The following is a 12057-nucleotide window of genomic DNA, read 5'->3' on the forward strand; positions in this document are numbered from 1 at the left end:
TAAATAATACAATATTATATATCATAATAACGTATTATTATATGGGAAAATGTCAAGTATTCATGTATTAGTAATCTGCTTTTGTGCATATTGCAATATTGCATATGTGCACTATGTTCTACATTCTATCGTCTTGTGAAAATTTCGGGCCTACTGAGCGGTTGTCGCACGGCACCAGTCAAGTACAGCCGAGTAATAAGCCATCACACTCTCATGCATCTTGCAGATCATATCCACATCAAGTTCTTTAACCGCATTCTCCAGCTCCTGCGCCTCATCGCCCAGTTCCATGGCTCCGATCGTTCTGGATGTACTTTTTACCGTATGTATCAATATCCTGTAGCCGTCCCAATCTTTTTCATCATAAGCCTTCTGTATCTCTGTGCGCTTGTCGTCAGCTGCATACATTGATATGATTTCTTTCAAAAAGTCTTCACTGCCCCCGCAGTATGTAAGACCTTTCTCGTGGTCAATGTGAACTTCTTTACAAGATATGTCTGAATCCTGTTTTCCCATAACATCTGTTTTTTCGTCTACGGTTCCGGCACCCATTGTTGGGCTTTCCCGATCTTCATCACATACCGCCGGATCCACCAGCTTATCCTCAGGTATATATCTCATCAGGATATCTTCCAGCACCTCCGGCTGCACCGGCTTGCTGATATAATCCTTAAATCCTTCCGCCAGATACATCTCTCTTGCACCCATGACAGCATTTGCAGTCATGACTATATATGTACTCCTGCCACACAGGCTGTCGCGCATGAGCATAGCACGGTGAAATGTCTCCATGCCATCCATCTCAGGCATCATGTGATCCATAAGGATGATATCATACCTGTACTTTTTTATAAGCTCCAGACACTCGGCACCGCTGGCACAGGTCGAAACCTTCATACGTGTAGGCTTAAGCATCATCTTGATAACTTTCAGATTCATGACATTGTCATCCACAACAAGAACACTGACATCCGGGGCACACAATTTGCTCTTATACGTCTTTCTCTCCTTCATATACTGTCTGTGCCTGTCCTTAAAATCACCTATTCTCTCATCGGACAAACGTTCCTGGCTGATTTTTACCACAAATGTAGTCCCATGTCCATACTTACTATGACAGGTTATACTTCCACCCATCATTTCCACAAGGTGATATGTGATAGCCAGCCCGAGTCCTGTCCCCTCTATAGATCGGTTATTCGACAGATCAAGCCGCTCAAAATCTTTGAAAAGTCTCTCCTGATCTTCCTCTTTTATTCCGATTCCAGTATCACGAACAGCCATGACCAGTTCCACATTATGGGGATCTGCACCATGATCCTCCATATGGACGGTCACTCTGATCGAACCTTTCTTCGTATACTTCACAGCATTTCCAATAAGATTTATCAGGATCCGGCATATTCTGGCAGAATCGCCTTTCAGATCATTGTACAAAGTCTCCTGAACCTCGGCATCAAGCTCCAGATTCTTCTGTCTTGCTCTGGACTCCATAACAGACAACACATTGCTGAGCAGCTGGCTGAAATGATATTCCTCATTGACTATCTCCATCCTGCCCGATTCTATCTTGGAGAAATCCAGCACATCCCTAACCAGATCTACCAGGATATCACTTGAGCTCTGTATATCCCTAGCACATTTCATGGTTTGTTCCTCGTGTGTCTCTCTCATTATTATCTCATTCATCCCCACTATGGTATTTAGCGGAGTCCTGATCTCATGGGACATATGCGCAAGGAACTCGGATTTGGCATGGTTCGCCACATCAGCATCATCCTTCGCTCTGGTAAGCTCCTCATTTATCTGCTCTATCTCCTCTAGTTTACACTTGTATACGGCATTCTGGAATCTCACTATGGATCCGATAACTATGCCGAATATTATAAGGCTCTGGAGCATGTCTACATACACACTTCTCTCATTTGCCAATGGGATCACCAGTTCTGGGTATTTATACGAGACTATGTAACATGCAACCACCATTATGATCTGGACAGCCAGCATGACATAGCAAAACATGCCATCTATCAGAAGGAATGAGAATATCATGCCTAAGCCAAACCAGAAACCCATACCGCTGTACGCTCCGCCCGAGGTGAAGAACATCATCGGAAATGCCACCAAAGTTATAACAAAAACGATCACTATAGCACTCTGTCTCACCATCTTTTTTGCATTTGCAAGGTAAATGCATATGCCGAGCACAGCCAACGCGGTCAATATGCCAACATCTTGTATAAGTGGAGTCTTGATGATCAGGCTCGCTATAAAGCTGATGATCCCGCCAACGGTGCCTCCACCTGTAATTATATTAAATAGAAGCAGCTGCATGTCCGTATCATTGTTGAGCATCTTCTTCCAAGGTACAGCCTTTGAACTTTTTTTATCTGATTTCTCATTTACTATCTTCCCCAAAGTGTCCCCCCATCTGTATTTAACCGATAACTCCGTACAAGGTCTCAAGGAAAACTATTGGAAGGAACGGCTTCGTAATATAATCCTCAACCCCCATCTGTCTCGCTCTCTCTATCAGCTTATAATCCTTATAAGCTGTTACGAATATGACCGGTACGTCTGTGATCTTTCGTATCTCTTCCAGCGTCTGGAATCCATCCATGTCTGGCATCTCGATATCGAGCAATACTAGGTCTATCTGCTGATTTCCCACTATGTCTATGGCCTGCTTTCCGCTCTCAGCCGCAATGACCTTGTAGAGAGGCTCGTTTTTGCAGATATTCTCTATAAGTCTGATATTTATCTTCTCGTCATCTACAACAAGGATATTGCTGACCATCTTCTCGACCTGTCTCATGTTGTAGTCTTCATCCTCATCAATCATACTGAGCATGACTTCTGCAATGTCCGGATCAAACTGACTGCCCTTGCCCTTCTCCATCTCATCGCGCACTATCTTCTGTGGCAGGGCGTATCTGTAGCTTCGGTTGGATGTCATGGCATCATAGCTGTCTGCCACCGCTATGATCCTTGCACACCTTGGTATATTTTCTCCCTTCAGCCCACTTGGATATCCTGTTCCATCGTACCTCTCGTGGTGATACTTTGCGCCCACCGCCAGTTCCGGAAATGCATTTATATTCTTGAGAATATGGTATCCATTTACACAGTGAAGCTTTATCATGGAGAATTCTTCATCCGTAAGTCTTCCCGGCTTGTTGATTATGTTGTCTGGAATACGTATCTTGCCCATATCATGAAGCAGTGCTATCTGATATATCTCGTCCTGCTCCCTGATTGTTCCGCCCATCCGCTTCACCAGTTCACGGCTGTATCTGGCAACACGCACGGAGTGGCCTTTTGTGTATTTGTCCTTTGCATCTATCGTCTTGGCAAATGCCTGCATGACCATATTATTCAGGTCTGTGAGTTCGTTATTTGTCTCATCGAGCTGGCTCATGATTGCATCCGTACTATTCTTGGATCTGGTACAGAAGAACACTATAATTATATATAAAACTATTCCAACGCCTATATCGTAGCCTATCAGGTTTCTTATTCCGTGGTACAGCTTCTCATTTGTGATGACCATGACCACATACCATTCATCAACTATGGAACAGCTGAAAACCGTCACCTTCTTGTCATCAACAACCGCTTGAAATGGTTCGCCGTCATTGTCCGTTATGCCCTTCATGAGTGCAGACATTTCACCCTGGGTATAGTCCTGTCCTACATCTTTCTTGTCTGAATGGGTTATCACCAAGCCTGACTTGTCGCAGACGAATGCATATCCCTGACCATTTAATTTGATTTTTTCCGTCTCAGCCTGTATTTGATCCAGAGTTACATCCAGAGATATTACGCTCACACCATCATAGAGTAACTGGCTGACTGACATCAGAATATCACCTGTCTGCGCATCGATGTACGGCTGGCCCAGGGTTGGCTGGCCGTCTGCCGCCACTGCTGCCTTGTACCATGCCCGCTCCTGAGGAACATAATCATCGTTGGGAACCCAGTCTGTGCCATCAAGATATTCGCCGTTTATAAAGCCATATACACCTGTGAACGCCGCATCTATATCCTGGAGATAATAATCTGATTCATTCGTGAGAAAGTTCAGTATATCCTGCCCCGACTGGCCTTCTCTCATCATATGCTCCACAGTGATCTTCGTAACTTCCACCGCATCCACAGCTCGATTCAGATACGAATTCATATATTCCTGCTCCTGCTTAACAGTCTCTGCCGCCAAAGCCAGAGTATCATTCACTGACTTCCTATAAAATGTCATGATCGTACATAACGACAGTACCACAATCGCCACAAAACTCACTATCAGCGTCAGTATATACTGCCTCTTGCTTGCATTCTTCATACCGAATCCCCCATCTCACGTACATTATTCCGGTCCCAGATCAGCTCAAGTTTATACTTACATATAAATATAATTGTAACACACTACCACCATTAATCAAATATTTAATGGGGGACGGAGGTACCTGGCACCTCCGTCCCCGGAGACGAAAGTGCAAAAAAACAACCTCCTGGCGGTTTCCCACCAGAAGGTCGTCAATCCCTACCCCGAAGAGGCAGGCCATTGCATACATATTGTCAAATGTAGGAAGGCATTCGCCCCTCTGCCACTTGTAGATCGATACAGGTTCATTGAACCCGAGAAATGCCTGCAATGCTTTTACGGTGATTCCTTTCTGCTCTCTCACTTCTTTGATCCTCTTGCCTGTTGCGCAAAGATCGATCATTGGAAAATTGTTCTGTGTCATAAATGATACCTCCCATTGTAAATGCTATAAACTATCTGACTACCAATATCTCCAATAGTCTTATAACTGGGTCAATATCCCGAACACTAATAATAAAATATGTCAGAAGGAATCTACAGATACTATAACACAAATAAACCACAGGTTAAAAGTAAACCTGTGGTTTAAAATTTTTTATTCAGTTTTCCAGTTCTGCTTCGCAAGCTTGTACTGGGTCATCTTCCTCTTGGAAACTATACGCTTATGCTTCTTTGCCTCAGCCCGCTCCGCAGACCGGTCAGGAAGAATGCCACAGGCCTCAAGGGCTCTCGGCCATGGCCCAAGGTAGGATTTTATCCAGCCAACCTGCTCCGGTGTAAAGTCTGACTTTTTCGGATATCTTCCAAGTGAAATATATGCGTCCAGAAGCATCTGACAACATTCTTCACGTGTATAGCCAGCTCTCTTGTTCTCCATACCTCTTTCCTCCGGATCATCTCTGCGTTTCTATGGCCTGAGAATTATTTTACTTTGACAGACTTCACTGAGCTGCCAAGTCCCATGTATCTCTTGCCATTTATTGTCTTGTAAGCTCTTACTCTCACATAGTATCTCTTGTTCTTTGCTAGATTCTTGATAGTTGCACTGCCATACTTTGCGCTCACATACTTTGTCTTTGCAGACTTAAAGTTCTTGTTTGTAGCATATGTTATCTGATATCCGGTAGCACCGCTTACCTTCTTGTAGGTCACCTTAAGACTTCTGCTGCTGTTTGATGCAAGCTTTGTTATTGATGACTTTGCAGGGGTAACTATCAGCGTTACGATTCCGCTTGCCTTGTTGTAATTGCTGTTGCCTGAGACAGTGATCTTTATCTGTACTCTGCCCGGCTTCTTGGTTCTCACAAGACCTGACTTGCTGTTTACTATCGCAATATTCTTGTTTGTTGATGAGTAAGTTACAGTTCCCTTACCAGCAGCCTTAACAGTTATATATCTGTTGTATACATATAATGTGTTGCCTGTCACTGTCTGGTCTGCCTTATTGATCTTGAAGGTCTGCTCAACACTGCCTGTATAATCGTTCTTACCTGTTATAGTTACCTTGGCTGTTCCGGCGTTCACGTTATTTGCATACGATGCTGTATAATCAGCCGCCTCAAGTTTCTTACCGTCAACTGTTACTGTAACCTCAGGCTTCTGTGCCTTGCCTGTATATGTCACATCTGCAACTTCTATAACTGTGTTGTCCTTTGTGAGTGTAACCTTTGTATCCGGCTCCTCTGGCTCTACAGGAACCTCCTTGACTGTTATCTTGATAACGATCTGTCCAGCCTCGTAGTTCTCTGTTCCCTCAGATGAAACTGTGATCTCAGTCTCACCGACAGCCTTGACTGTCACACGTCCTGTCTCAGGATCTACCTCTGCCACCTCTGGTGCAGATGATGCAAATGTAAGTGTACCCTGTCCTGTAACCTCGAGATCAAATGGCTCTTCATTTTCAAGAACCTCGATCTCAGTCTTTTCTGTAGTTATCGTCTTTGTAGACTTCTTTATCTCGAACTCGCCCTGAATTGTACCAGAGAACTTACCAGTTCCCTTTACTGTACAAGTACCCTTTCCGGCATTTACGTTATCACTGTATGTAACCTCATAGCTGCTTGGATCAAGCTTCTTGTCATTTACATATACGGTAACTTCCGGTGTGAGCTCCTCTCCAGTGTACTCTGCGTCTGCTATCTCAAGCTTTGTATTGTCCTCAGTGAGTGCTGTCACTGCCATGATCTTGTACCATGCAGTTCTTCCACCTCTTGATGTGATCCTGCACACAACATCATTTGTCAGGTTGATCTTGGCTGAAAGTCCGTCAACCACAACATAATGGCCATCCGCAGTTGTCTTGTATGTCATGTCAAGCTTTACAAGATCTGCGCTCTCCGGCAATACAACACCGACCTCAAATGGATCAGCCTTTGTTCCTGTTCCATTCAGAACCTCTCCATTTGCCTTGTATGTGTAGATAGAATTCCAATTCTCATCGGTTTCTGTCTCTGTGGTAAATGTTATCTCTGTTCCATCTATTGTCATGGACTCAAATGTAGGAAGTCCTGAGAATGATGCTGCTACATCTGCTCCTGTGAGCTCATAGTGAAGCTCGATAGTGTCGTTATCCTTTGCATCCAGTGAACCAAGCCCACCGTTGTCAAAGTCGTCTCCGTTGTATGACAGCATCCATCCTGACATTGAGTAGTCAGCAACTGATGCAAGTCCGTTTACAGATACGATATATGGGCCATAAGCTGACTCCTGAATATCGTAGGCTATTCCGGCATTATCCAGTGCACGCTTTACAGCGTCAACCGCGGAAGCTGCCTCAACCTTTGTGTTCTCAAGGATAACTCCATCCTTTGATGCACCATTTATTCCGGCTGCACTTGCTGTGTAGTCATATACACCTATGTTGAAGATAGTAACTCCGTCAATTACAGTTCTTACCTTCTTGTATGTCTCTACAAATTCTCCATCTTCTGCTGTCAGAGGAACATTTGCCATGATCTCTGCTGCAGGTGCCACGTTCAAGATGGCCTCTCCGTCATTGATCTTGGTAACTGTGTCAACTGTGAGCTTCTTGACTGCCTCTATATTATCAGCCGATACATATGAAGCCTGATCCTCTGTGATGCTCTCATCTGCTGCGGCTGTGCATGAATATGCAGATCCTGATATTGTCAGATCCTCTGAATAGCCTGCAAATACGCCTGTTGTGGCTGTGTCGCTGCCATTTACAGTTCCTGCGCTGTAGCAGTCTGTGATCTCCACGCCTGCGTCATTTGACGTATTACCCTTGAAAACACCTGCAATACCGCCTGCATTTGTCTGGCCTGTGATCGTTCCTGCATTGTAGCATGAAATGATCTTGCATCCAGGATCCTGCGGATAGTATTCATTGTGGCTTCCGAGTATTCCACCAACATTTGTCTTGGCTGTGATGTCACCATAGTTTGTCGAATTCTGTACGCAGATATTTCGGCTGCTCATAGATCCTATGATTCCGCCGACGGTACCACCGTTTTCTGCCTTAATAGTTCCATGATTTACACAGTTCTCAATCACTGTGTTGCTTATTTTGTTCGTGTTACAGTATCCTACCAGACCACCTATCGAAGCTGATGTATTTGTGCCTGTGTAAGTGATATTTACTTTAGATGTACAGCCTGCTACTCTTGCCGGTGCATCTGTGGTTCCCTGATACAGGTATCCCACAACCGCTCCTGCTGCAGTCTTGGTGCTCATGATGATAGTTCCCTCTACTGTGAGGCTGCTGATCCTTGCACCCGCCTGTCCAAATATTCCTGAGTAGCCTATATCATTCTGATACAGATTGCTGATAGTATGTCCCTGGCCGTCAAATGAACCCATGTATATGGCACCCGATGTACCTATTGGTGTCCAGCTATATCCTGCAAGGTTGATATCCGCTGTGAGCACTGCATTTATGTCGACCTTCTTATTGACATTTACCTCATTTTCAAACCAGTACAGCTCTGCACCTGTGCTGATCTGGTATACTCCGTCAACCTGTTCGGGCTCGGTCTTGCTCTCGCCATCCCAAGCAGTTGCACTTGACGCTGTGAGGCTGATGGTCTGTGACATCTCGCCGGAAGTATCCTCCGGGATCTCAAATGTTCCCTCGGCATACATGTATCCGGCACACTTCATAGTGTAATTGTACTGTCTGCCTGCAAGACCATTGAAGCTGCCGTCCTTTACTGTTACGGGATTTCCTTCAGTATCCTTTATGCTTACCTTATATCCTTCTACTGCTTCGTTTGTAGCACCATCCACTACATCAAGCTTTACCTGGACAAAGTCTGTCTTTGCCAGCTTAAATGACATATCCGGGAGACTTCCAAGGTATGCCACACGTACGCTTGCTGCCATCTGTACAGGCTTTCCTGTTGCATGGCGGACCTCTCTGTGTGAACCGTATGGCGAACCGAATCCGCCCTCATACAGAACTCCGCTCAGCGTGTACTCGTCACCTGCAAAATACTGAGGTATCTTGACTGTAACTGTCTGGGCAGCAGGATATGATGCAAATGCATACTGGTTGCTTGCTCCTGAGAATTCATTTCCTTCACCATCTGACAGTTTTATAGTTCCGGCCATGTTGTAAATTCCTGCAAGCTTGTTGGCCGGAATATACAGACCATCGTATGCCTTCTTGCCATCCTCTGTACGCTTACCATATGAAACCTCTATGGTATCACCGGCTCTGAGTTCATCTGCTGAGATCTCGCCACCATCAGCGTTCTTATATGTGTATGATACCGGGACTTCCTTTGCACGTACTACCTGATATGTGCTAACTCCGTCCTTTGTCACCTTTATTATGTTTGATCCCTCTGTGAGACCGCTTACAGTGTAGCTTCCATCATCATTCTTCTTGACATCTGCTGTTGTAAATCCACTGTATGTAAGCTTGTTTCCCGTGATCTGTGGATGAAGAACTGATACTGCCACTCCATCCTCCGGTGTAAATGTGTACTCTGCACCGGCTGCTCCCTCAAGATAATACAGAACATCGATCTGTGCATCCAGATTGTCTACAGCAGTCTTAGCAGTCTCTGTGTTGCGTCCTGCATTTAATGTCATATTTGTCTGAATGTCTGAGCCGTCATTTCCTACAGTGAATACGACTACACCTGTGTTTTCAGGCCAGATCGCACTGAAGAATGAACCGCCCATACCAGGCTTGTTGATCTCTGCATCATAGGTTACGAGAAGTATCGCTGTTCCCTCTGACTTTGCCTCGATCTCTGCTATCTCTGAATGCTCGCCAGGTACAACGCTGATCACATCACTTGATGGGTTACCATTCTCATCGATAACTGTGTAGTGATAATCAGGCTCTGCTGATTTTGCATTCATGATACCCTCTATTGCCTGCCAGTTACGGAAACACTCAAGGTGATACTTGTCACCCTTCTGCATAGCAATATAGCCCTTCTCATTTGAAGTCATGTAGATATCAGCTACATCTGAGCTGTTGGCTGACATGTCATGTACAACTGTGCCAGGGCCATATGTGCTGTCGCCGATGTACATATCCTCGGCTGTTACCTTGTACTCAGCATCTGTGGTTGTGGAGAACCAGTTCCAGTATGTCACTCCCTCTCCACCAGTTACACGGTAGTAATATGTGATACCACTTCCAAGATTATACTTGTATGTGTCATATCCGGCATCCTTGCTGTCTATCTTGATGCCAGCCTCATCCTTATATATATAGTATGTTGAAAGTGTACCAACTCTGAGCTCAGTTCCCTCTGGAACTGTGAACTCTACTGTCTTTGCCGCTGCAAGAGCTACTGAATAACCGTAGCTTCTGTTGGATGTAAGTGTGTTTGACACAGTCTTAGAGATATAGTCATCTGCTCTATCTCCAACCGGATCATATGTCACTGACACCATATCAGCATAGTAGAACAGTCCTGCATACTTTGCCCAGGCGCCATCTGACCCCTCCCTGGTCTTTACAAACTCTGCATGTCTGTCCACATTGTCAGGAGACATAACCTTACCTGTGACGGTATAATCAACGTCTTCCTTCCAATATTTTTTGTTGCCATCTACAGTGTCATAACCTGTACATGCTATATCTGTGATGCTGTATATGCTGTATGACTGCTGTGGATCGTCTGTGACTACGAGATCTATAGATCCCATATCTGTCTTCTCGTCACCGCTCTTCTGATATGCTGACAAACGGTATGTACCCGGCTCAAGCTCAAGGGTATACTTGCTGCCATCAGGCTCTCCAACTTCAATCTCATTGCCCTCTGAATCAGCCAGAGTCATGTAAGGAGCAGAATAATTCATGGTTACAGATACTGTATTTCTCTTGTCGCCACTGATCTTCTTCTCAACTGCCTGAACCTCATCTGCAGTTGCAGTGAGATCTGTCATGACCGCCTGAACCTCTTCACGTAGAGCCTCGTCCTTAGCTATCTCATCTGCATGCTCTGCATAGAGCACATAGAGCTCTGTCTTGTCCTGAGTCTCATAGTATGCATACTCAGAGTCAAATGTATTCTTATCCGGATTGTAGCCATATCCCAGATCTGCGCCATAATCTGCGAGTGTGAACTGCCAACGGATAACGTGTGTATTGTCTACTCCGGCTGCAGAATCTACCTGATATTCTCCTGCGCCGACATTTCCCATTATATTGTCAACTGTGTTCATCCAGCCAGACATGCTGAAATAATCAAACTGGCCAAGATCTTTTCCAGTCTTGTCCTTAAGCTCAAGTGCCTTTCCATTCTTCTTCTGATAAGCATCCTTAAGCTCCTGTGGAACATTTGCAGCTCCCTTATCAATGCCCTTTACGTTGGCAAGATAATAACTGGAACTGTTGTATTTGTCTGTTCCTGAAGGTTCTGTTTCAAGTCCCTCTTTCTTGAAAAACGCGTAAGTTGCCTGTGATACGGTAAGCTTAGACAGGTCGATGTCTATGCCTTCCTCTTTCCAGACTTCACCGATCTCTTTATAGGACATTCTCTCTGGCTCGATATAGAATCCCTGGCCAAGAGTAAATCCCTCAAGAGACAGCACAACGTACTCAGTGCTGTAATCAACTTCGCCATCACTCTCTGCGGCGGCAGCCTGAACATAGCCCCAGCTTGCATTTGAAGCAAATGGTGCCACTAAAACTGCGCATGCCAATAAGAATGAAAGCATCAATGTCCTGATTCGTTTCATCTCCTATTTTCCTTTCTTTATTTAATTGTAGGTTATAAAGCAGGGAATATGTATTCTGCTTTTCCCACGCCCAAAAGCTAACAGATGAACTGTCGTGTCATCCGCATCCGGGTACTCCGCATATCCCGGCTGTCTGTGTCTGTCAGACGCCGTCACGCGGCCGGAAATCTCATAAAATCTGCGGGCATTCTGACTGAAAGACACAAGTCTTAACACAGTAATGGCGGTTGCACCGGAATCTCACCGAATTTCCCCCTGATCGGATGCTTTTCAGGACGGCATCCGAGCAGATTTTCACTATGAAATCACAGGGTTTATAGTAATTGTGAATCGGGGAATTGTCAACTCCAAGTACCACTTAATGTATTTTTTTGTCATATTTTATTAGTAAGGTGAGATATGTGTTTTATCCATATCACACATTTCTGCATAATATGTAAGTAGAGAGAAATTACTGAGAATACCTTTGGATTTCATTCTGCTGTCCACAGCATGCCCGATAGTGCCTGTCTGCCCCTCAAGCTGCATGCTCTGGGCATAGGTGTATTTCTGTTCTGTCGGGGTTAAAG

The 12057-nt window shown here is 44.8% G+C and carries 5 protein-coding genes, 1 pseudogene and 1 riboswitch; all 6 genes and pseudogenes read right to left on the minus strand.

Annotated elements, in window-relative coordinates:
- Positions 1-150: 150 nt before the first annotated feature.
- The gene (locus GT575_RS13855) at positions 151-2418 is read right to left on the minus strand and encodes an ATP-binding protein (RefSeq protein WP_161172239.1); all 2268 of its coding nucleotides are present in this window, start codon (positions 2416-2418) and stop codon (positions 151-153) included.
- A gap of 19 nt (positions 2419-2437) precedes the next feature.
- Complete coding sequence (locus GT575_RS13860) at positions 2438-4339, minus strand: HD domain-containing phosphohydrolase (protein WP_161172240.1); 1902 nt, start codon at positions 4337-4339, stop codon at positions 2438-2440.
- Between the two features lie 40 nt (positions 4340-4379).
- Positions 4380-4745 carry a helix-turn-helix domain-containing protein gene (locus GT575_RS13865; protein ID WP_242857375.1) on the minus strand — a complete coding sequence of 122 codons (366 nt, stop codon included), beginning with the start codon at positions 4743-4745 and terminating at the stop codon, positions 4380-4382.
- A gap of 174 nt (positions 4746-4919) precedes the next feature.
- Positions 4920-5201 (minus strand): homing endonuclease associated repeat-containing protein, encoded by a 282-nt coding sequence (locus GT575_RS13870; protein ID WP_055224696.1) that lies wholly within the window; start codon positions 5199-5201, stop codon positions 4920-4922.
- Positions 5202-5245: 44 nt separating this feature from the next.
- Positions 5246-11488: a DUF4430 domain-containing protein gene (locus tag GT575_RS13875; protein ID WP_243147909.1), complete on the minus strand. Its 6243-nt coding sequence runs from the start codon at positions 11486-11488 to the stop codon at positions 5246-5248.
- Between the two features lie 162 nt (positions 11489-11650).
- Positions 11651-11793: riboswitch (cobalamin riboswitch) on the minus strand.
- Positions 11794-11872: 79 nt separating this feature from the next.
- A pseudogene (locus tag GT575_RS15015) lies at positions 11873-12057 on the minus strand (hypothetical protein); the annotation flags it as partial.

Origin of the sequence: Coprococcus sp. BIOML-A2, from assembly GCF_009875795.1 — a bacterium.
Lineage (GTDB): Bacteria > Bacillota > Clostridia > Lachnospirales > Lachnospiraceae > Coprococcus > Coprococcus aceti.

Bases quoted from the DNA above. Each gene is read 5' to 3' on its own strand.
- GT575_RS13860 (WP_161172240.1), bottom strand. From the start codon at position 4,339: ATGAAGAATGCAAGCAAGAGGCAGTATATACTGACGCTGATAGTGAGT.
- GT575_RS13865 (WP_242857375.1), bottom strand. From the start codon at position 4,745: ATGACACAGAACAATTTTCCAATGATCGATCTTTGCGCAACAGGCAAG.
- GT575_RS13870 (WP_055224696.1), bottom strand. From the start codon at position 5,201: ATGGAGAACAAGAGAGCTGGCTATACACGTGAAGAATGTTGTCAGATG.
- GT575_RS13875 (WP_243147909.1), bottom strand. From the start codon at position 11,488: ATGAAACGAATCAGGACATTGATGCTTTCATTCTTATTGGCATGCGCA.